The sequence below is a fragment of the Cupriavidus sp. H19C3 genome, assembly GCF_049393815.1.
Classification (GTDB): domain Bacteria; phylum Pseudomonadota; class Gammaproteobacteria; order Burkholderiales; family Burkholderiaceae; genus Cupriavidus.
Genome location: NZ_CP184985.1, coordinates 868916 through 890670 on the forward strand (window position 1 = coordinate 868916; position 21755 = coordinate 890670).

Sequence of the window (21755 nt, forward strand, 5' to 3'; positions counted from 1 at the left end):
GGGGCCGGTCGGCTTCCCGGTCGGCTGCCGCTAGCGCCGGCTGACGACTTTCTCGAACCAGTCGTCGAGCATGGCCTTCTCGTACCGCAACGGATCGTTGCTGGCGTACAGGCTCACACCGGATTGGAAGTTCATGTTGTTGACGTGCTGCTTCTCGGCGCGGGCAACCACGTCATCCCCATGCCGCAGCACATAGCTCAACGTCATGCGGGGCCACGTCGCATCGCGGATCACGCGAATATCGCCGGAACGGTAGTGCCAGTCGACATAGCCAGCCAGGTCGACGTCGAGCACCCGCACATCGAGCGAATAACCCGCCGGCAATTCGCGACTGGCCAGCTTCTGCAAGTGCGCCCGGATCGCGTCAAGCACGCGCGGATCGGCACCATAGCTCGCAGAGGGCGAAGCGTCCGTATAGGCTTCCGGATGGACGAACGTGACCACCAGGGCACTCGCGGGGCCTTCCGCGCCGGTGGCGGCAGGCGTCTCCGCGGCGGTGGCGGAACCAAGCGCCGCAAGCAGCGCGATGGCGACGGCGGTAAATCGGGACATGGCACGCCCCCTGGCAAGATCAGCGGCTTCCATCTTAGGACAGGCAGCTTTCAATCCTCCACTGTCGCCGCGACATTCGCCCTCCATTCGCCCTCCATTCGCCCTCCATTCGTCCGTCGCTTCGCCCACGATGCGCCGGCGTTCCTTCCACCATGCGTCCGCCGTGCGCTCGTCCCGTGCCCGCTCGCCCCTCACGCACGCATCCAGCCGATACGGACAATCGCGTCGATGCCGGACATGACGGTGCCCGCGCGGCGCGCATCCCGGCCTGCCACCGTGGTGCCGGCCCATGCCCAGCCCCGCGCAGGCGAGAACTGCATTAAGCTTGTGTCTTATTGCCATGCCGGCGGGAAACACGACATGCCTACCTACGACTACCGGTGCGAACAATGCGGTGACTTCGCCAGGATGCGACCCATCTCGCAACGCGACACGCCCTACCCCTGTCCTGGCTGCGGCGCACCGGCCGCACGCGCCCTGGTCGCCGCCCCCTCCCTCGCCGGCACGACGGCCGGCTCCCTCGACCGCAACGACGGCGGCGCCTCCCACATGCACAGCGCCACTTGCGGCTGCGGCTCCGGCGGCGTCAGGCTGGCGGGACGGGCGGGTTAGGCCTGGCTGCCTGGGGCGGCGAAGGCCGCTTCATGCTGCGTTGTGACACGGGCGGTCAGGCGAATATGCCTAGCCCTGCGCGCTGCGAAACGCGGCGTCGATATCGCCGGCCAGCCGCATCAGCAATGGCGCGAGTTCGCGCGCGGCCTCCTCGATCGGCGCGCGCGTGGAGAGGCTCACGTTGAGCACATGCACCGGATAGTGGCCGAGCTGCATCGGCGTGGACATCGCCACCACCTCGGGTTGCCAGCTGGCGATGCACCAGCCCTGCTGCCGGACCTGCGCCACCGACGCGCGGATATCGGCTTCCAGTTCGGGCCAGTGGGCGGGAAAACGCCGCGAAAAATGCGTCATCAGCGCATCGCGCTCGGCCGGCGGCGCGCTGGCCAGCCAGGCGCGGCCCAGCGAGGTCAGGGCCATCGGCACGCGCTGCCCGGCCGCCACATTGCGCAGCGAGGCACGGCGGCCGTAGCGGATCGATTCGAGATAAACCATCTCGTCGCGATCCGCCATGGCGAGTCCCACATTGAGATGTTCGGCCTGCGCGAGGTCGCGCATGAGCGGCGCGGCCACATGCAACACGGTCGATCCCGTACGCATGGCGTGCGCCAGGCTCAGTAGCGGTACGCCCAGACGGTAGGCGCGCAAGGCGGCGTCGTATTGCAGAAAGCCGGTGTCGACCAGACTCTGCGTCAGGCGGCTGACGGTGGAGCGGGCCAGCCCGGTACGCTCGGCCAACTCGCCATTGCCAAGGATCTCGGAGCCGGGGCGAAACGCGCGCAGGATCTCGATACCCCGCTCGAGCGAGCGGTTGGCTTGCGTACTGGCCGGGCGGCCCCGGGCCCGGCTACGGGCGTCCTGCGAATCCACGTTCCTGTCTCCTGCGCGGCCATGACCGGCGGCCGTATTTCCGTCATGCGGAAATATCTGATCCAGCGCGCGAGTCTCGCACAGTGCGCTTGTGCCCTCAAGCGTCAGCGTGCAAGCCAGTCGAGCAGCAATGCGTTGACGGCGGCATGGGCCTCGTACTGGACCCAGTGCCCGGCGCCCGGCACCAGCGCGCCCTCACGGCCCGCGCGGCCCGCGATCATGCCGGCCAGCACCGCCTCGGGCACGGCCGTCACATCGTTCTCGCCCCATGCCATCAGCACCGGTCCGCCAAAGCGGTCGAGCGCGTCGGCCAGCCCGCCCGCGCGCGAAATCTGCTTGCTGCGGAAGCGCGTGTGGCGACAAGACTCGGTGTAGGCAAGCATCGCCAGCGCATCGACCTGGCGCGGATCCTCGATCATGAATGCTTCCACGTTGTGCCGCATGGCATCGGCGAGGGCCTGCGCATCGGCGGCCTGGCGGCAGTCGACCAACGCGCGCTGCTGGCGGCGCGGGCCGGCATGGCCGCCGGGGCCGAGCAACGCCAGCTTGCGCACGCCCGGCAAGGCGCTGGCCAGATGCGAGGCGGTCAGGCCGCCGAACGAGAAGCCGATCAGATCGACCGGCCGCGGCACGGACGCGCCATCCGCCACGGCCGGCAACTGCGCGTAACCGGCCACCACGGTCTCGACCAGCGTCTGCAAGGCGGGGCCGGACGGATCGCCCGATTCGCCAAAGCCTGGCAGGTCGGGGGCCCACACCGTGTGGTGCGCGGCGAGGGCCTCGATATTGCGTACCCAGTGCAGCCAGCTACCATGGCCGCCATGCACCAGCAGCACATCGGGTCCCGCGCCAAAGCGCCGCCATACGATCTCGCAAGCGGCGGCATCGGTCACGAAATAGCGCGCCTGCGCCGTCAGCCTGTCGACAAATGCCGCCGCTTGCGCTTCCTGCGCGCGCGACACGCGCTCCAGGACCTCGCCAGAAGCCACTTCCACCATCTTGCCTACTCCTGCTCAGTACTGCCTTGCATCGAGGACGACCACCCCATCCGCCGCGCGCACGCCCTGGCCGGCCGGCAGCACGAACACCGGGTTGATCTCCGCTTCGACCAGACGAGCACCCATGGTTGCCGTCATGACCGAAAACGCGACAATAGCATCCGCGAGCGCTTCCACGTCAGCTTTGGGCCGGCCGCGGTAGCCATCGAGCAACGGCCACGTCTTCAAATCCCGGATCATGGACGCGGCTTCGGCGCGCGACAAGCCGCCTTCCGCCGGCAGCAGCCGCAGGGTGGTGTCCTGGAACAGTTCGGCCGTCACGCCGCCCATGCCGAGCAGGATCGCGGTACCCAGCGCATCGCGGTGCATGCCGAGAATCAGCTCCACGCCGCCGGTCACCATTTCCTGCACCAGAAAGCGCGAGGGGGTGCTGCCCGTGCGTTCCCGCACGTCGTCGCGCATGCGGGCCAGACGCGCGCGCACGTCCTGCGGCGCCACGTCGACCGCCACACCGCCCACGTCGCTCTTGTGCGTAATGGCCGCCGACAGGATCTTCAGCACCACGCGTTCGCCCAGACCCTGCGCGGCCGCCACGGCGGCGTCACCAGCATCGCCAGCATCGCCAGCATCGCCAGCGTCGACCACGACTTCGCGCACGCCGGGTACGCCAAAGCGCGCAAACAGCTGCTTGGCCGCAGCCTCGTCGAGCGGGCCGGCCGGCAGATCGGCGGTATCCACATCGTGGCGCGCGGGCACGCCCGGTTCCGGACGCGCAAAGCCGCTCGCATGGAGCATGGCGTCGAGCGCCACCGCACAGCTCTCCGGCGCGCTGAAGGCCGGCACGCCACGCTGGTTCAGCACCGCGGCCACCTGCGGCGCATGCGGGCTGACGTAGGCCAGCACCGGCTTGTCGCTCTCCGGCAGGCAGTCGTTGATGGCATCGGCCATCAACGCGGGCATCGCCAGGCCCGAGGAGCCGACGATCACCGTGACCGCATCATAGGTCGGGCTTGCCAGCAGCGCGCGGATCGCGCCGCGCAGCAGGTCCGGCTGCAGACCTGCCAGCGTGACGTCGATCGGATTGCGGTCGAGCGCGGCATGATCGCCCTGCTGCAGCGCGCGCAGCAGGTCCGCGGTGGCGGCATCGGGCGGCGGCGTCTCGAAGCCCGACACGCCGAGGCTATCGGACACCAGCGTGCCGGCGCCGCCGGTCGAAGTCAGCACCGCCACGCGCCGGCCATGCAGAACGCGGCCCGTGGTCAATGCGGCCGGAATATCGATGAGATCGGAAAACGCCTGCGCACGAATCACGCCGACCTGCCGGTACAGCGCATCGTACATACGATCGGCGCCGGCCATCGCACCGGTATGCGACACCGCGGCGCGTGCGCCCGCTTCCGAGCGGCCAATCTTGAACGCGACCACGGGCTTGCCCGCTGCCGCCGCCTTGAGCGCCGCCGCGCGGAATTTTTGCGGATGCCGCACGCTCTCCACGTAGAGCGCAATCACGCGCGTGGCCGGGTCGTCGGCGAGATAGTCGATAAAGTCTGCCAGGTCGAGATCGGCCTCGTTGCTGGTAGACACCAGCTTCGACAGTCCGATGCCGCGCGCCGCGGCCCGCGACAGCAGCGCGCCGAGGATGCCGCCGCTCTGCGACACCACGCCGATGCTGCCGGCCGGAAAGTGCTCCATCTCGAGCGCGCCGCTGGCCGAGAGCGGAATGCCGTCGGTCACGTTGACCAGCCCGATGGTATTGGGCCCGAGCAGACGCATGCTGCCGGCGGCCTCGAGCAGCTCGGCCTGGCGCCGCGCGCCCTCCTCTCCCGTCTCCGTATATCCGCTGGCGAGCACGATGGCGGCAGTGGTGCCACGCTGCGCGAGCTCGCGCACGGCCCGATGCGCGCGCTCGGCACCAAGCAGTACGATGCCGACGTCAGGCACTTCCGGCAGTGACCCGATATCGGCATAGCAGCGCATGCCGCCGATCGCGTCGACCTTGGGATTGACCGGATAGATCGCGCCACCAAAGCCATGCCGCGTGAGATACGACACCGGCCGGCCCGAGGTCTTGTTGGGATCGGCCGAGGCTCCGATCACTGCCACGCTGCGTGGCTTGACGAGGCGGGCGATGGCGGCCGCGGTGGATGCCGACGTGGATGGTGATGTGGACGGCGGCGTGGAGGCGGTCGCGGCGGCGCCAGCAACATGCGAGGTAATCATGCGCGTCAGCTCCCGGACTTGGCGGCGGCCGTTCTGGCCAGGAACGCCAGCACCGATTCGCGGTGCTCGTGGCTCGTATAGCAGATGCCCTGCGCCTGGCTGCCCTGCGCAAAGACCTGGCTCGCGGTCAGCTCGAAGGTCTGGTTCAGAATGGTCTTGCCCAGCGCCAGCGCGGTGGCCGATCCCTGCGACAGTGCCGTAGCCCATGCCACGGCCTCGTCGACGAGCGTCTCCGGTGCCTGGCTCAGGCGGTCGGCGATACCGAGCCGCAGCGCCTCGTCCGCCTCCACCTTGCGCCCGCTGAAGATCAGCTCCTTCGCCGTAGACAGGCCGGTACGACGCGGCAGGAAGTACATGCCGCCGCCATCGGGAATCAGGCCGCGATGGATATACGACCACGTAAAGCTGGCCGCCTGCGACGCGATCACGAAATCGCATGCCATCGCCAGGTCGGCACCGAGGCCATTGGCGCCGCCATTGACGGCCGCGATCACGGGCTTGGGCATATCGTGCAGCAGCGCCACCGAATGATGCACGCGCTGCTGGCGCGTCCAGCCGTTGAAGCCGACCTCGCCCGCCGGCGCATCCATGCGGCGCTGCATGCCGGCCACGTCGCCACCGGCGCAGAAGCCCTTGCCGCTGCCGGTCAGCACCAGCGCGCGGACCGTGCGATCGGCGGTCACGCGTTCCAGCGCGGCGATCAATTCCGTGCGCATGTCGTCGCTGATGGCGTTGCGCTTGTCGGGACGGTTCAGGGTCAGCACGGCGATGCCCGCGCGATCCTCCAGCGATATCAATTTGAATTCGTTCATGGTGCGATGGTTGAAAACTTGAAGACTGCGAATCCAGGCCCTGGAATGGGGAGCGACGAACCGGATGCCGGGTTTGCCTAGTTCAGCGTGATGCGCGCGTCCTTGACGACCTTGCTCCAGCGCGCCTCCTCACCGTGCACATAGCGGGCAAAGTCCTCCGGCGTACCGGGCGTCACCATCAGCCCTTCGGCTTCGGCGCGCTTGCGAAAGGCGTCGGCGGTCACGGCCTTCCTGGCCGCGGCATTCAGGCGTGCGATGACCGCATTGGGCGTACCGGCAGGCGCGAACAGCCCATACCAGCTCTCGGCGACGTAGCCGGGCACGCCGCTCTCGGCGATCGTCGGTACCTTGGCCAGGTCGGGGCTGGGGGAACGCTGCGCGGTGGTCACGCCGAGCGCGCGCAGCTTGCCCGATTCCAGCAGGTTGCCGACCGCCGAGGCGGTGGCGAACATCAGGTCCACCTGACCGCCCAGCAGATCGGTAATGGCCGGACCCGCGCCCTTGTACGGGATATGCGTGAGGTCGACGTGGGCCAGGCTCTTGAACAGCTCGCCCGCAAGATGCGCCGAGGTGCCCGGCCCCTGCGAGGCAAACGAGAGGCGGCCGGGCCGGGCGCGCGCGGCCGCAAGCACGTCCTGCACGGTCTTGTACGGACTGTCGGCACGCACCACCAGCACGTTGGGCGAGCGGCCCACCAGCATCACCGGCGCAAAGGCCTTCTCGGTGTCGTACGGCAGCTTCGGCTGCAGGCTGGGGTTGACCGCATGCGCGAACGTGGCCATCACCAGCGTGTAGCCGTCGGGCGCGCTCTTGGCGACATTGTCGGTACCGATGATGGTGCCGCCGCCAGGACGGTTGTCGACCACCACCGGCTGGCCCAGATCCTGGGCCATCGCCACGCCCATGGCACGTGCGACCAGGTCGGTGCCGCCGCCCGGCGAGAACGGTACGACGATGCGCAGCGGCTTGTCGGGAAACGCCGCGTGGGCCGGCGCCGCGACCGTCGACAGGCAGGCGGCGATGGCAAGCGCGGCCGTGGCCGGCAGCGCGGGAAAAGTCTGGCGGGCCCGGCGGGCCCACTGCAGGGGCTGGAAAAAGGTACGAGTCACGCGTGTCTCCTGTTGCGTTGTTATCGCCATCCGATTTCCATCCTGCGGAATCGGCGGCACGTTGTCGTTGCTGGGAGATTAGGCCGTTTGCCGGCCTGCCGCATCCGTCGAATTCCATTGAATGGAATCAATTGGCTTGTCAGCCAGACCCTGGCGCACAAAAAAATAGGACGGCCCGTGCGGATCACGCACGGCCGTCCCAAGGAGTGTCCGGAGCTTCCGGCGCGTGGCTTACGCGCGCAGGCGCGCGATCACGTCCGGATTGGCCAGGTTGGCCGGCATGCCGGCGAAGAAGCTGTTGATGTTGTCGAAGGCGCCACCGTAGTACGCCTCGTAGTTGTCCTTTTCGACAAAGCCGATATGCGGCGTGCATAGCGCGTTATCGAGTTGCAGCAGCGGATCGTCGGCCCCCAGCACCGGCTCGCGCTCGTAGGCGTCCACCGCCGCAAAACCCGGGCGCCCCCCGCGCAGCGCCGCCGGCAGCACGCCCGGCGCAATCAGCTCGGCCCGGCTCGTGTTGACGAGCAACGCGGTAGACTTCATGCGAGCCAGGTCGGCCGCGGTGACGATACCCTCGGTCTGCGCATTGAGGCGGATATGCAGGCTCACGATATCGCTCTCGGCAAAGAACGCGTCGCGCGATGGCGCCACTTCGAAGCCATCCTTGCGCGCATCGGCGGTCGAGGCCTCGCGTCCCCACACCCATACCTTCATGCCGAAGGCCTTGCCAAAGCCGGCCACCTGCTTGCCGATGCGGCCATAGCTCCAGACCCCGAGCCGTTGTCCGCGCAACTGCTGGCCCAGGTGGCCCTGCCACTGTCCTGCGCGCAGGCGATTGACCTCGGCCACCAGGTGGCGCCGGCTCGCGAGCATCAGCGCCCAGGTCAGTTCGGCCGTGGCCGCGCCCGAGCCGCTGCCTTCGGCCACGGCAATCCCGCGTTCCGTGCACGCCGCCAGGTCGACGTGTCCGGCCACCTTGCCGGTCTGACTGATCAGCCGCAGTTTGGGTAAGCGGTCCAGCAATTCGGCCGTGATGGCGGTGCGTTCGCGCGTCAGCACGATGGCGTCGGCGTCGGCAAAGCGCGCGGCCAGCGCATCCGTGCCCTTGACGTTGTCGTGATAGACGGTCACATCGTGGCCCGCCAGGCGCGCATAGCAGTCGAGGCCGCGCACGCAGTCCTGGTAATCGTCGGGGATGGCGATTCGCATGGGAAGTCCGTTGGGAGAGAGAAGACGATGCGCCATATCGCGATTGGCGCCCCGGCCAGTTATCGGGTCCGCACAGTGTAGGAAGAAAATCACGGCCGGAAAGGGGGCATTTCCGTTGCCTGGAAATACGCCACGTCGGCGCGCTGGCCGGCGCGCGCGCACTGGCCTAGATTCGAGGCTGCGTCCCCCAGGCGCCGCCCCACCGCCCTCACCCCATGGAGGGTGGGCCGGCAGCCGACGCACCACGCATAACAATGACAAAGGAGCGCCCCATGCCCACCTATCAGCTACAGGTCAACGGCAGGCAACAGTCCGTCGACGTCGATAGCGATACTCCCCTGCTCTACGTGCTGCGCGACAACCTCGGCCTGCACGGTCCCAAATTCGGTTGCGGCCTCGGCCAATGTGGCGCCTGCACGGTGCTGTTCAACGGCACCGCCACCCGTTCGTGCCTGCTGCCGGTGTCCTCGATCGGCAACGGCAAGGTCACCACGCTCGAAGGCCTGGGCACGCCCGAGGCCCCGCATCCGGTGCAGCAGGCGTTTATCGACGAGCAGGCCGTGCAGTGCGGCTATTGCATCAATGGCATGGTCATGACATCGGTGGGCCTGCTGGCGCAGCATCCCAAGCCCAGCGAGACCCAGATTCGCGAGGCGCTTGCCGGCAACCTGTGCCGCTGCGGGACCCATACGCGCATCATCAAGGCCGTGCGGCGAGCCTCCGGCCAGGCCACCGCCACGGTTGCCGCGGACGCCGCGGCCACCACCACGCAGGAGGCCTGACCATGGATCGTCGCGCATTTCTCAAGGGCAGCGGCGGGCTGCTGGTCTCGTTTACGCTGCCGGGACTGGTGCCGCCAGCGCTGGCGCAAGGCGTGACCGGCGTGACCGGCGTGACTGGCATCGACGCCGCCGGCAAGACGGTGACCCGAAGCTCCAATGCCAAGGGCGAGGTCGATGCCTGGCTGGCAATCGGCCCGGACGGCCGTGTCACCGTCTATAGCGGCAAGGTCGACCTCGGCACGGGCGCCCGCACCGCGCTCGCCCAGATGGTGGCGGAAGAACTCGACGTGGGTTTCCGTCAGGTCGACCTGGTCATGGGCGATACGCTGCTCACGCTCGACCAGGGCCAGACCGCCGGCAGCCTGACCATCCAGGACGGCGGCACCACGCTGCGCCGGGCCGCCGCGTGCGCACGCCGGGCGCTGGTCACCAAGGCGGCTGCGCAATGGGAGGCCGACCCGGCCACGCTGACGGTGATCGACGGCGTGATCGCCGGCGGCAGCCGCAAGGCCAGCTATGCCGAGCTCGTCGCCGGCAAGCCGCTGCAGGTGGCGCTCGACCCCAACGTCCCGCTCAAGCCGCCGGCTCGCCATACGCTGGTAGGCAAGAACGTGCCGCGCGTCGATATTCCGGGCAAGGTGACGGGTCAGTTCACCTTCATGCAGGACTTCCGCCTGCCCGGCATGCTCCATGCTCGCGTGATTCGCCCGGCCGGCCCGGGCGCCAGGCTGGTCAGCGTCGACGAAAGCTCGATCCGCGCCCTGCCCGGCGCGCGCGTCGTGCGCAAACAGGACTTTCTCGCCGTGCTGAGCCCCAGCGAATGGGGCGCCATCAAGGCTGCCCGCACGCTCAAGGTGCAATGGGACGATCCGCCGCACTTTCCCGACCAGGCCGATCTCTACGGCTACTGGCGCAAGCTGCCGGTCAGCAGCGTCGAGACGCCCGCCGACAAGGGCGATGTGGCCGCCGCGCTGGCCGGGGCCAGCCAACGGCTGGAAGCCACCTACGAATTTCCGCCCAACACACATGGCTCGATCGGCCCGGCCTGCGCGGTGGCCGATTTCCGCGACGGCCAGTGCACGATCTGGTCCGCCGCGCAGTCGACCCACTCCCTGCAGGGCGAAATCGCCATCACGCTCGGCCTGGACAAGTCCAGGGTCCGTCTGATCTATCTCGATGGCGCCGGCTGTTATGGCCGCAACGGCCACGAGGATTGCTCGGCCGACGCCGCGCTGGTGTCGCAACTGGCCGGCGCGCCGGTACGCGTGCAGTGGATGCGCGCCGACGAGCATGGCTGGGACCCGAAGAGCCCGCCGACGGCGATCGATCTCAAGGGCGGCCTCGACGCGCAACGGCGCCCGGTCGCATGGCAATCGGCGTTCTATGCGGCCGCGCAGAAAGGCACGATCGCCGAGTTTCCGCTGCTGGCGACGGTGACGTCAGGTATTGCCCGTCCGGCTTACGTGACCGGCAATATTTCGAAGAACGCTGACGTGCTCTATGCCCTGCCCAATGTCAGCACCAAGGTGTACCGCGTCAAGGACAGCGCCTTCCGCACCGCGCATCTGCGCTCGCCGGGCCGCCTGCAGAATGCCTTTGCCAACGAGGCGTTCTTCGACGAACTGGCCATGGCCGCCGGCGCCGATCCGCTGCAATGGCGTCTGGAGTACCTGTCCGACCCGCGCGCCCGTGCCGTGCTCCAGGACGTGGCCAGGCTCGCCGGCTGGAACGCGCGCGCGGCCCGCGCCATCCGCCACCAGGGCGATCCGCGCGAGGTCGTGCGCGGCCGCGGTCTCGCCTTCGTGCGCTACGACAACGACCGCACCTATGTCGCGACCGTGCTCGAAGCGGCCGTCAATCGCAAGACCGGCCAGATCCGCGTGACCGATGTCTGGTGCAGCCACGATTGTGGCCAGATCATCAACCCGGACGGCACGCGCAACCAGATCGAGGGCGGCATCGTGCAGACGGTCAGCCGGGTGTTGATGGAGGAACTCCATTTCGACGCGCATCGCGTGACCTCGGTCGACTGGGCGAGCTATCCGATCCTGCGCTTTCCGGATGTGCCGAACATCCATGTCAGCCTGATCGACCGGCCCGACGCCGCACCCTGGGGCGCTGGCGAAATGGCGCCGGCCACCATCCCGGCGGCCATCTCGAACGCGGTGTTCGCGGCTACCGGCGTGCGGTTGCGCTCGGTGCCGTTCCTGCCGGAGAAGATGCTGGCGGGATTGAAGGCGGGCAGCGGTAGGCGCGGCAAGCCCGCCCGGGCGGAAAAAGTCGGCGTCTGAGTCCGAAGAGTGCGGCATCCACCGCTTCTTTCGCCGCGGGCGGGCGTAGGTGCGGTGGCCGCCGGACTGGCATGGATCGCAAATGCGATTCATTATCAATCGCAACCTTAGCCATAACCAATTGGCCGAGCGGGCCCGCAGTGTCCACAATAGCTTGGAAGGGTGGCATGAGCCGCCCGGACACTACATCAGGTAACCGATCATGCCGCCGCCGCTCGAAACCGCCGTACTGCCGTCCCGCCCCGCACAGGTCGCTGCGCAGCCGCGCTCGCGGTTTGCCTTCCTGGGCGCCGGCGCGCTGGTCGCGGTGGGCTACATGGACCCGGGCAACTGGGCCACGGCCATTTCGGGCGGCGCCAGGTACGGTTATGCGCTGCTGTCGGTGATTGCCGCCGCCAGCCTGGTGGCCATGTTGCTGCAATGGATGGCTGCCCGCGTTGGCGTGGTGACCGGGCGCGACCTTGCACAACTGAGCCGCGAGCGTTTCTCGCGCCGGACCACCATCGGGCTGTGGCTCGCCAGCGAGATCGCGATCATCGCCACCGATGTGGCCGAGATCGTCGGTAGCGCGGTGGCGCTGCAGTTGCTGCTCGGCGTCAATCTCTGGGTGGGCGTGCTCATGGCCGCCGTCACCACGGTCGCCATGATGGCGGTCCAGCGCGAAGGCCGGCGTACGCTCGAAGGCACCATCGCGGTCCTGATCCTGATCGTCGCGCTCTGCTTTGTGGCGCAACTGGCGATGGCCCAGCCCGAATGGCGCGCGGTGATCGGCGGCCTCAAGCCGTCGGCCGAGCTGGTGCGCAACGCCGGCATGCTCTGGCTTGCCGCCGGCATCGTCGGCGCGACCGTCATGCCGCACAACCTCTACCTCCACTCCGCCCTCGTGCGCAGGTTCGCGCCGGAGCGCGGCGACGCGGTGCAACGCAAGGCCGAGATGACGCAGATCCTGCGCGGCGTCAATCTCGACACCTTCGGCTCGCTCGGCTTCGCGTTCCTGATCAACGCCTCGCTGCTGATCGTGGCGGCCGCCGTGTTCCACGCCAATGGCCTTACCGAGGTGACCGACCTTGCCGATGCGCACCGCCTGCTCGACCCGTTGCTTCATTCGGAACTCGCGAGCCTGCTGTTCGCCGTCGCCTTGCTGGCCTGTGGCCTCAACTCGACCGTGACCGGCACGCTGGCGGGCCAGGCCGTGATGGAAGGGTTTCTCAACCTCCACATGTCGCGCCTGCGTCGCGCGGTGTTGACACGGGCCATTGCCATCGTCCCGGCCCTCGCCGCGGTGGGTGTGTTCGGCGAACACGGCTCGGCCGAGCTGCTCGTGGCCAGCCAGGTCGTCTTGAGCCTGGCACTCCCGCTTGCCGTGGTACCGCTCGTGATGTTCGGCGCCAATCGCGGCCTGATGGGCGAATGGCGCGTCAAGGGCATCGCGCTCGGGGCGGCATGGACCTCGGCCATTGCCATCGTGTTGCTCAATATCGTGCTGCTCTGGCAAAGCGCGCTGGCCTGACGCCAGGCCGGGCCGGAACGTGGGCCGGCCCGCTTCAGACCGCGGCGGCGGAGGCTTCCCGCTCGATCTCCGCTCCCCCGCTGGCCGCCAGCACCGTCGCGGGCCCGGCCGGCCGTTGATAGAGATATCCCTGCGCGCAATCGACGCCGATCTCGGCCAGCAACGCATGCTGGGCCTCGGTCTCGATCCCTTCCGCCACCACCACCAGGCGGAAATGATGGGCCATGGCCACGATACTGGCCAGCAGCGCCTTGGCATCCTCATCCACGTCCTGCGTGAACTGGCGGTCGATCTTGAGATAGTCGAACGGAAAAGTGCGGAGCAGGTCGAGATTGCTGTTGCGCGTGCCGAAGTCGTCCACGGCAAGTCGGATACCCGCGCGGCGCAGGCGATCGAACGCTTCCATCACCACGCCCTGGTCGGCAAGCAGATGGCGCTCGGTGAGTTCCAGCACCAGCGCCGCGCCGGCCGGCATGCGGTTTTGCAGGGCAATGAGTTCGGCTTCGAAATCCTTGCGGCGGATATTGAGCGGCGCCACATTGACCGCGATATGCATCGGCATGGCGGGCCGGTAGCGCTCGATATCCTCGACCACGCGCTGCAGCACGAAGCGCGTGATATCGACGATCAGCGGCGTCGATTCCACGACCTCGATATACGAGCCCGGCGGAATCGTGCCCCAGCGCGGATGCCGCCAGCGCAGCAGCGCTTCCACGCCCACCCGCTGGCGCGTCCGCACCGACACGATCGGTTGATAGACCACCGTGAACTGGTCACGGCGCAGACCGGTACGGACGGCCTGCAGCAGCAGCCGTCGCGGCGCCGCGACGATCAGGAATCCCGCGAGCAGCAGCAGGCCGATCAGCAACCCGATCGGGCCGAACATCAACGCGTACCTGCGCGTGGTGGCCTCGACAAACGCCGGCGACGCGGTGACCGTCACCAGCAACGGAAACGTCTGCGAGCGCACGCGCGTGCTGGTGCCTTCGGGCACCGGCGCATCGCGGAACGTGCCATCTTGATAGATGGACGAGCGGCCGACCGACGCCACCACCTCGCCCGCGCCAAAGCCCGTGCCATGCATCAGCGCATCGACGAGGTAGACGCCCTCGATCAGATAGAGCACGCCCCGGCCGCCCGCCTGCGCGTCAGCGTTGACATCGGTGCCGGTGCCGGCCTTCGTGTCGGTCGTCGCATCCGCCGTGGCGTTCGCCGGCGCCCCACTCGCGGGCTCGAACAGCACCAGCGCAGGTGCCCCTTCCCGGAACGGCGTGCGCCCGGCCAGCGCAATCAGACGCGCGTGTGTGTCCGTAGCGACCCCGAAATACCATGACAGCGGCACCCGGATGCTGCCGCGCGTGGACGAGCAATACGCCACGCCATCGGCGACCGTGGCCGCCGCGCGCAGGTACGGAACATAGCTTTGCCGCTCGTTCAGGGCAGCGGCGATCGCGCTGCACGGTTGCCCTGCCAGCGGGCCGATGCGGCCCTGCCCATGCCTTGCCACGGAGCCGATCATGTGTTCGAGCGACGCCACCACCTCGGCGGCAATCGCGTGCTCGCGCTGGCGGATCACGTCGTCGGCATGCCGCCCGCCAAACCAGAGCGCGGCGGCGGTCGTGCACGTGCAGATGGCCAGCCACAGCAGCAACGCAGCTGGCGAGGGCGACCATCCGCCGAACGCTTCTCGCCAGGTCTTGCCGATCAAGTTCGCCCCCAGTCGCCCCGCGTCATTTACCGTAACCCTTGACCCAGCCCATGAAAGACCGATTGTGCGGACGCGCGCGCGGCGGAGATGTCAGTGGGTGTCCTACATTGCAACAATCGGACGTCGGAGGGATGGCATCGAGTCCGCGTGTGTGCAGGAAGCGGCCGGTTTGGGCGGGCAACGCCAGCTACGACGTCGGTTCGAGCTTGCGGTACTGGTTGTAGTGCCGGATCGCCCGGTGCGGATCGCCCAGCGCTTCGTGCAGTCGCGCGGCGTTGTAGTGCGCATCGGCAAAGTCTGGCGCAAGGTCGATGCAGGCATGGTAGCTCCGCAGCGCCTCGCGCGTGACGCCCGCATCTTCGAGCGCCACCCCGAGGTTGAAGTGCAGCACCGGCTGATCGGGCAGCCGCTTCAGCGCCGCGCGATAGAGCGCGATGGCTTCCCGCACGCAACCGCGGTCGCACAACAGGCAGCCGAGGTTCAGGTACGCATCGAGGAAATCGGGATCGGCCGCCAGCGCCGCCGCGTATGCCGCGCGCGCCTGCTCCGGCGCATGTTCCTCGGCCGCCACGCCACGCTCGAAATGCACGAGCGCGTCGTCGGCCGGCACCATCGCCTGCCGCCAGCCAGCCCGAGTTTCGCCTGCCCTCCCTGCGCTGGTGCTCCCTGCGCCGGTGCCCCGCTCGGTGGTGCCCCGCGCGTTTGCACTGGGCAGTGCCACCACGGCGCCGGGCGCGGGCCCCTGCCGCGCGCCCTCGCCCTGCGCCTCGAAGTCGAACACGAACTGGCCCGTATCGACGTGCCATTGCCCGTTGCGGTCGCGCACCGTGATATCGCGTCCGGCCGCGCCGACGCGCAGGCCGGTGGGAGGGCGACCCTGCTGCTCGACGGTCTGCAGGCGCTTGAGCGCACGGGTGATATTTCGCGTGGAAATGCGCGAGGCGCGCAGGGATTGTGCGGTGCGTAGCAGCACCACATCCTGGAACGTGAACCGGTATTCGCGCCGCACACCCCGGCGCGGCGCCACCACGCCGGCCGCGATCAGGGCGGTGACGACAGTGCGCGAAATGCCGAGCAGCGTCTGGACATCCCGCATCGTGTAACCATGCATATCACCGCATCCCAGGTCCGCGTGGTCCCATCTAACCGTGCTTGCGCGCGGCGCGCTTCGGTGCCGCCGCTGGCGCCGGGGCCGGCGCGGCGCGCCGGGCGGTCTTGCGCGGCACGGCTTCCACCGCTGCCTCGCGAGCCGCCCTGGCGCCGCCCGCCTTCGTCGTGCCCGCGGTGCCCGCGGTGCCCACCGTTCCCGCCGTTCTGGCCGCCGGCTCCCCCCTGGCGGTCTTCGCCGCGGGCTGGCGCTTGCCGGTGCCGATGCTCTTGCGCAGCGCTTCCATCAGGTCGATGACCTCGCCGCCCGTCGCCACCGGCGCTTCGGCCGCCACCGTGATCTTCTTGCCCGCGATCTTCTTGTCGATCTGTTCGAGAATGCGTTGCTTCTCCTCGTCGACGTATGCGGCGGGATCGTATCCCTCCACCGAGTTCTGCTCGATCAACTGCTGCGCCAGCGCCAGTTCCGCCGGTTGTACGTCGGTATGCTCGACATGCAGATCCGCCATCGAGCGGACCTCGTCGGCATACAGCAACTGCTGGAGGATCAGGCCATCCTCGCCCACGCGGATCTGCACCATGTACTGCTTGCCTTTCCACGACCACTTGGCCAGTGCGCAGGTCCCGCTCTCGCGCATGGCCTCGGCCAGCAGGTTGTAGGGCTTGGCGCCACGCTTGTCCGGGCCCAGGTAGTAGGCCTTGTCGAAGTAGATCGGGTCGATCGCGCCAAGCGGCATGAACGCCACGATATCGATGGTCTGCTGTGCCGCTTCCTCCAGTGCCGCCAGCTCGTCCGGCGTGAAGGTGACATAGCGGTCTTTCTCGAATTCGTAGCCCTTGACCATGTCCGCCCGGTCGACGATCACGCCCTCCTTGAGGCAGATGTACTGCTGCCGCAGGCGCGATCCACAGCCCTTGTGCAGCAGGTTGAACCCGATCGCCGATTTGCTCTCGGTGGCCGAGTAGACCTTGACCGGGATCGATACCAGTCCGAAGCTGATCGATAACGACGCAATGGATCGGGCGGCCATGGCTTCCTCCTGCGACACGACAAACGTACCGGCAAGGTTACACCCAGCGCCGGCCGCGATACCAGCGCGACATTCGCGAGTGCCTTGGCCGCCGCGTCACGAGGCCGCCGCGGCCTCGCCCCGACGATCGCGCTCGGCCCGGCGGAAGGCACCCGGCGCCATGCCGAAGTGCTGGGCGAATACGCGGCCGAACGCCGCCTGCGAGGCATAGCCGCATTGCTCGCCCACCGCGGCCGCCGACAGTCCGCCGTCGCGCAGCAGCCGCGCCGCGCGTTCCATGCGCAACGCGGTCACCAGTTCAAGCGGCGTGATGCCACCCAGTTGGGCAAAGCGCCGCGCCAGCGTGGCGCGCGACACGTTGCAGCGCTCGGCCAGTTCGTCGAGCGTCCACGGGTGTTCGGGTGCCCGCACGATGGCCTCCACCGCACGGGTCATGCGCGCATCCGCCATCAGCGCGATCAGGCTATGCGCCACGCCGCCGCGCGCGATCAGCGTACGCAGCAGCACCGTGAACAATGTGGTCGACAGGCCCGAGATGATGGCGGTGCTACCGCCGCGCGGCGCCTCCGCTTCCGCATGCATCATGCCGATCAGCCCGCGCAGCCAGCTCACTTCCGACTCGTCGCCAACGTTGGCGGTGGGAACGCGCACCACCTCGGGCAGTGTGCGCAGCAGCAGCATCGCCGACGGATTCAGTACGAACGTACCGCACAGGATATTGAGCGGCGCAGCCGCGCCCGGCACCACGATCTCGGTCACCACGCCGTTGAACTGGCGCGTGGGCGCGCGCCGCGTACCGCTCTGCATGGCGCGCATGGTATGCGCGGCGCCGTGCGGAAACAGCAGTACGTCGCCCGCGCGCAGTTGCAGCTGTTCGCCGCCCACGGTCAGTTGCGCCTCGCCGTCCAGGATGACGTGATAGGGCACGTGCCCCGGCGCAGCCTGTTCATGATGCGCGGACCATGCGCCCGCTACCCGGCAATGCAGGTCTACCGTGCCGGCCGGTTCCAGCAAACGGACGAATTCGCTGAGGGTATCCATAGGTGATACGAATGAGCAAAAAGGTGCGCCGATTCTAACTCATTCACATCGATTCGGTGCGTACTATGGAACCCATGGAGACGCCACTACCGCGCTTCCCAACCAGAACCTCAGGAGAATCATCATGACCCGCCTTCATACCAGCCCCGTCAGCGAAGCCACCGGCCAGACCGCTCAACTGTTCGACGCCATCAAGAAAGCCATTGGCAAGGTGCCGAACCTCTACGCCACCATCGGCACCAATGCACCGGAGGTACTCGCCCACACGCTGGCCAGCGGCCAGTTGCAAAAGCACGCCTCCCTGTCGCAGCGCGAGTACGAGGCCATCAACCTGGCGATCAGCGAGGCGACCGGCTGTGACTACTGTCTCGCCGCCCATACGCTGACCGCCAAGATGAAGGGCTATACGGTGGAACAGACGCGCCAGCTGCGTCAGGGCAGCTACCCGGAAGACGCCAGGATCGATGCGCTGGTGCGCTTTGCGGTCGAGGTGGTCACCACGCGCGGCACGCTGCCGGCCGCCACGGTCGAGCGCGTCAAGGCCGCCGGCTACGATGACCGCCAGATCGTGGAGGCGGTCCAGGCCATCAGCGCGATCCTGTTCACCAACATGATGAATCGCGTGAACGACACCACGCTGGACTTCCCGGCCGTCGACTGACCCTCGCCGGACCACGCGGCAGCCCGGCCTGGAGCCGCCCACCGCTTCCCGGATCCGGCTGCACGGTACGGGAAGCGGTGGCACGGGCAGCGCACCGGTCATGCCCTGCCCTGCGACTTCAGCCGGCGCGGGCCACCAGCGTCGCCAGCACCGCCCGCAGCGATATCCCGCCCTTGCGCACGGCATCGTCAGGACCTTCGAAGCGGATCCACGCTTCGTTGAAGCCATCGATCATCTGTGCACGCGGGGTGGGATTGCGCATGCCCTGCGCGCGGAAGCGCGCTTCCCATTCGGCGCGCGGCACGGCGCGTGCCTGCACCGGACGACCCAGCAGGGACGACAGCGTGGCCGCGATCTCGAGCGGCGTCACGCGTTCCGGGCCTTCCAGTTCCACCACGCGATGGCCGTGCCATGTCTCCTGCAGGAGCGCCGCGGCCGTGCGCCCCACGTCGACGGTCGCGACCATCGGCACCGGCTTGTCGAGCGGCTGCAGATAGCTCTCCAGCACCCCGGTTACCTGCGCCGGCTCGATATCCCACATGGTGTTCTCCATAAACCATCCGGCGCGCAGGAAGGTGACCGGCATCGGCAACTGGCCCAACTGCTCCTCCAGGTAAGACAACTGGCGCAGCAGGTTGGGCTGACGCGCCTGCGCGCCGATCGTGGACAGGCACACCACCCGGCGTGGCGCTGCGGCGACCAGCGCCGTCCGCAGCGCATTCACCATGCGCCGGGACTCGGCAAAGTCTTCGGACGGATCGAAGACCGGCGGCAACAGCACGAAGACGCCCTCGGTGCCGGCAAACGCCCGCTCCAATGCCGCTGCGTCATGCATCTCGGCCAGCGCGGTTTCGTAGCCACGCTCCGCGAGCGCCTGCGCCTTCTCCTCCGAGCGCACCACGGCGCGTACCGGGCAGCCATCCGCGACCAATACCCGCCCCACTACGCCACCTACCTGCCCCGTAAATCCAGTTACTGCAAACATATCGTCCTCCTGCTTCCATGGGCGGCACGATGGCCGCGGTGACGGCATTGTGGGTCGCCGGGCCGGATTTCGCGATAACATGCCCGTCACTTGATTCATGACTACGAGGCATTAAACATGGGGTTCGATCCGCGCATGCTCGACGGCATCGGTGTCGTCATGGCCATTGTCGAGAACGGCAGTTTCGTGCGCGCCTCCGAAACGCTCGACATGACCCAGTCCGGCGTCAGCCGCGCCGTGGCCCGGCTGGAAGCCCGCCTTGGCATCCGCCTTTTCGATCGCACCACGCGCTCGGTCACCCTGACCGACGACGGACGGCGCTTTTATGACGACGTCAGCCCGTTGCTGGCGCAGCTCGAGGAAGTCACCACGGCGGCAACGCAGGGCGTCAAGGCCGTACGCGGACGCCTGCGGGTCAATATCGATCCGTTCTTTTCGCGGCTGGTGCTGGGCCCGCGCCTGGGCGCGTTTATCGAAGCGCATCCCCATCTCACGCTGGACCTGGTCACGCGCGACACGCTCGGCGATATGGTCGCGGACGGGTTCGACGTGGCCCTGCGCTTCGGCTACCCGCGCAATGCCACGCTGGTCGCGCGCAAGCTGCTCGATGCGCCCGTGGTCACACTGGCCGCGCCGACTTATCTCAAGCGGCGCGGGCGTCCGCAAACGCCCGCGGACCTGGAAAGCGACCGGCACAACTGCATTCACTTTCGCGACCCGGAAACCGGGCGTCCGTTTTCATGGGAATTCGTACGCGGCGATGAGCGGGTGGTGGTGCATCCGCCAGGACGGCTGGTGGTCAATGAAGGGGGCACCATGCATAGCGTCTGCCTGGCGGGACACGGGATTATCCAGACGCTCGAATATGCGGCGACTACACTGATTGCCGAGGGCCACCTGATCCGATTGTTGACAGATTGGCCGGATGAGACATATCCGCTTTATGCGCTTTATCCATCGCGCCAGCATTTACCGGCCAAAGTGCGCGCATTTGTCGATTTTGTGGTGGAGCTTTGTCGCCATTAGCGGCACACTAAAAACCAGTTTGTCCGCACCAAAAATATCACCCGAACGGGGCAAAATAGATACGATGCGCCACCCGATTTGTACTGAATTGGTATAGGACGGGCAATTTCAATTTCATCTAAATCTAACAGCAATAAAATTAAATTCACATTCGGCAAGGCAGTGCCAAAATATGAGGGCGATGCCGTAGCGGATGACATCGCCATGTCCAGCAAGCCTCTCTGGCCGGTTCCGGCATGCTTGTATCACACTCTGACAGACCAACCAGAATAGCAGAGCAGATCAGGAGAAATCCGTAATTGACAAAAGGGGATGATGCTGTGAAGCACTACAATCGCGATAATTTCATGCTTACCCAGAGCATTGGATTTCATCTGAACCGGGCCCGCAATAGCTTGTTGATGGAGATGGATTCGGCACTGCGGCCGCTCGACATCAATGGCCAGCAGATGGGCATTCTCATGACGCTCATGCGGGGAACGGCGACCACGCCATTCGAAATCAGCAAGCTGCTTAGTATCGACAGCGGGCTGATGACGCGCATGCTCGACAAACTGGAGGAGAAAGGACTGTTGTCGCGCAGCCGAAGCATCGATGATCGCCGCGTGGTGAATCTGGATCTGACCGACAAGGGACGCGGCATAGCCGCGCAGATTCCCGATATTGCGCCGGAAGTCCTGAACGAACGACTTAAGGGTTTTTCCGAAACCGAATTTGCCGAATTCGGCAGGCTGCTACAGAAATTCACTACCCGAAATTGAGGTTGCCCGACTGGCGGCGCTCCCCGTCGCCGGCCAGTTGCCGGCCCCTGTGGTGCCGGCAGTCCGCGCGCCATGCGACTCTCCGCGTCACACCCCCGTGGCGCACCGTGGCATGGCGCGCACCGGGACCTGTCCGAGGCGCTGGGACCGGCATACTGTGACGAATCGGTGATCTTCGTCTCATAAATCAGAAAGTTGCCATTTTTGTGATGATTGAGCAGTGGTCAAATGCGGGCTCGCGGCAAGAGGAGGAAGCGCCGCACCCGCGCGGTGGACGAGGCAGAGGTGGATGCGCCGCCCGCGCGGCTAAGCCAGGGCTAAGCCCTCGCTAAGCCTTCGCTAAGCCTTCGCTAAGCCCTGGCTTAGCCCTACCTTCCAACGCAACAACCCTCAACATCTCGCCAGCTTCATACGATGACAACGTTCCGCCTTGCCACCTGCTGCGTCCTGTTTTGCCTGTCAACCAATAC

The 21755-nt window shown here is 67.3% G+C and carries 20 protein-coding genes; 7 read left to right on the plus strand and 13 right to left on the minus strand.

The genetic code is table 11. From position 1 onward, the window contains the following. Positions 1–30 precede the first annotated feature (30 nt). Together DFLDMN_RS03930 and DFLDMN_RS03935 are read right to left on the minus strand one after the other, a co-directional pair. On the minus strand, positions 31–552 hold the full coding sequence (locus tag DFLDMN_RS03930; RefSeq protein WP_423197198.1) for a DUF3016 domain-containing protein: 522 nt from the start codon (positions 550–552) through the stop codon (positions 31–33). A gap of 191 nt (positions 553–743) precedes the next feature. Next, positions 744–872, minus strand: a complete 129-nt coding sequence (locus DFLDMN_RS03935) for a hypothetical protein (protein WP_423197199.1) — start codon at positions 870–872, stop codon at positions 744–746. Positions 873–960: 88 nt separating this feature from the next. Between DFLDMN_RS03935 and DFLDMN_RS03940 the strand changes: the two genes are divergently transcribed. Next, complete coding sequence (locus DFLDMN_RS03940; protein WP_423198302.1) at positions 961–1164, plus strand: zinc ribbon domain-containing protein; 204 nt, start codon at positions 961–963, stop codon at positions 1162–1164. A 69-nt stretch (positions 1165–1233) separates the two neighbouring features. Here DFLDMN_RS03940 and DFLDMN_RS03945 read toward each other — a convergent pair whose 3' ends face one another. From DFLDMN_RS03945 to DFLDMN_RS03970, 6 genes are all read right to left on the minus strand, one after another. Then, positions 1234–2034, minus strand: a complete 801-nt coding sequence (locus DFLDMN_RS03945) for an IclR family transcriptional regulator (protein ID WP_423197200.1) — start codon at positions 2032–2034, stop codon at positions 1234–1236. Between the two features lie 104 nt (positions 2035–2138). Then, positions 2139–3032, minus strand: a complete 894-nt coding sequence (locus DFLDMN_RS03950) for an alpha/beta fold hydrolase (RefSeq protein ID WP_423197201.1) — start codon at positions 3030–3032, stop codon at positions 2139–2141. Positions 3033–3047: 15 nt separating this feature from the next. Further along, positions 3048–5252, minus strand: a complete 2205-nt coding sequence (locus DFLDMN_RS03955; protein WP_423197202.1) for an acetate--CoA ligase family protein — start codon at positions 5250–5252, stop codon at positions 3048–3050. A 5-nt stretch (positions 5253–5257) separates the two neighbouring features. Further along, positions 5258–6064 (minus strand): enoyl-CoA hydratase/isomerase family protein, encoded by an 807-nt coding sequence (locus DFLDMN_RS03960; protein WP_423197203.1) that lies wholly within the window; start codon positions 6062–6064, stop codon positions 5258–5260. 77 nt (positions 6065–6141) lie between these two features. Further along, on the minus strand, positions 6142–7110 hold the full coding sequence (locus tag DFLDMN_RS03965; RefSeq protein WP_423198303.1) for a tripartite tricarboxylate transporter substrate binding protein: 969 nt from the start codon (positions 7108–7110) through the stop codon (positions 6142–6144). 294 nt (positions 7111–7404) lie between these two features. Continuing rightward, on the minus strand, positions 7405–8382 hold the full coding sequence (locus DFLDMN_RS03970; protein ID WP_423197204.1) for a D-2-hydroxyacid dehydrogenase family protein: 978 nt from the start codon (positions 8380–8382) through the stop codon (positions 7405–7407). A gap of 272 nt (positions 8383–8654) precedes the next feature. Here DFLDMN_RS03970 and DFLDMN_RS03975 point away from each other — a divergent pair, with 272 nt between their 5' ends. The 3 genes from DFLDMN_RS03975 to DFLDMN_RS03985 all read left to right on the plus strand — a co-directional run bounded on the left by DFLDMN_RS03975 (position 8655) and on the right by DFLDMN_RS03985 (position 12965). Then, a complete protein-coding gene (locus DFLDMN_RS03975) occupies positions 8655–9164 on the plus strand; it encodes a (2Fe-2S)-binding protein (protein ID WP_423197205.1) in 510 nt (169 codons plus the stop codon). A gap of 2 nt (positions 9165–9166) precedes the next feature. Further along, positions 9167–11455, plus strand: a complete 2289-nt coding sequence (locus DFLDMN_RS03980; RefSeq protein WP_423197206.1) for a molybdopterin cofactor-binding domain-containing protein — start codon at positions 9167–9169, stop codon at positions 11453–11455. Positions 11456–11657: 202 nt separating this feature from the next. Then, positions 11658–12965, plus strand: coding sequence for an Nramp family divalent metal transporter (locus DFLDMN_RS03985; protein WP_423197207.1), 1308 nt, complete (start codon positions 11658–11660; stop codon positions 12963–12965). A gap of 34 nt (positions 12966–12999) precedes the next feature. On the opposite strand, the gene DFLDMN_RS03990 is transcribed toward DFLDMN_RS03985, so the two are convergent. The 4 genes from DFLDMN_RS03990 to DFLDMN_RS04005 all read right to left on the minus strand — a co-directional run bounded on the left by DFLDMN_RS03990 (position 13000) and on the right by DFLDMN_RS04005 (position 17852). Then, entirely contained in the window at positions 13000–14673 is a 1674-nt protein-coding gene (locus DFLDMN_RS03990; protein WP_423197208.1) for an EAL domain-containing protein, read from the minus strand. Positions 14674–14860: 187 nt separating this feature from the next. Then, the gene (locus DFLDMN_RS03995; protein WP_423197209.1) at positions 14861–15769 is read right to left on the minus strand and encodes a tetratricopeptide repeat protein; all 909 of its coding nucleotides are present in this window, start codon (positions 15767–15769) and stop codon (positions 14861–14863) included. A gap of 46 nt (positions 15770–15815) precedes the next feature. After that, positions 15816–16811: a Ku protein gene (locus tag DFLDMN_RS04000; RefSeq protein ID WP_423197210.1), complete on the minus strand. Its 996-nt coding sequence runs from the start codon at positions 16809–16811 to the stop codon at positions 15816–15818. Between the two features lie 96 nt (positions 16812–16907). Then, positions 16908–17852: an AraC family transcriptional regulator gene (locus DFLDMN_RS04005; protein ID WP_423197211.1), complete on the minus strand. Its 945-nt coding sequence runs from the start codon at positions 17850–17852 to the stop codon at positions 16908–16910. Positions 17853–17976: 124 nt separating this feature from the next. Here DFLDMN_RS04005 and DFLDMN_RS04010 point away from each other — a divergent pair, with 124 nt between their 5' ends. Continuing rightward, a complete protein-coding gene (locus DFLDMN_RS04010) occupies positions 17977–18513 on the plus strand; it encodes a carboxymuconolactone decarboxylase family protein (protein ID WP_423197212.1) in 537 nt (178 codons plus the stop codon). A 118-nt stretch (positions 18514–18631) separates the two neighbouring features. Here the strand turns inward: DFLDMN_RS04010 and DFLDMN_RS04015 are convergent, their stop codons facing one another. Further along, entirely contained in the window at positions 18632–19498 is an 867-nt protein-coding gene (locus DFLDMN_RS04015) for an NmrA family NAD(P)-binding protein (protein ID WP_423197213.1), read from the minus strand. Between the two features lie 117 nt (positions 19499–19615). On the opposite strand from DFLDMN_RS04015, the gene DFLDMN_RS04020 reads away from it, so the two are divergent. Next, positions 19616–20524: a LysR family transcriptional regulator gene (locus DFLDMN_RS04020; RefSeq protein WP_423197214.1), complete on the plus strand. Its 909-nt coding sequence runs from the start codon at positions 19616–19618 to the stop codon at positions 20522–20524. Between the two features lie 320 nt (positions 20525–20844). After that, a complete protein-coding gene (locus tag DFLDMN_RS04025) occupies positions 20845–21285 on the plus strand; it encodes a MarR family winged helix-turn-helix transcriptional regulator (RefSeq protein ID WP_423198304.1) in 441 nt (146 codons plus the stop codon). Positions 21286–21755: the final 470 nt, after the last annotated feature.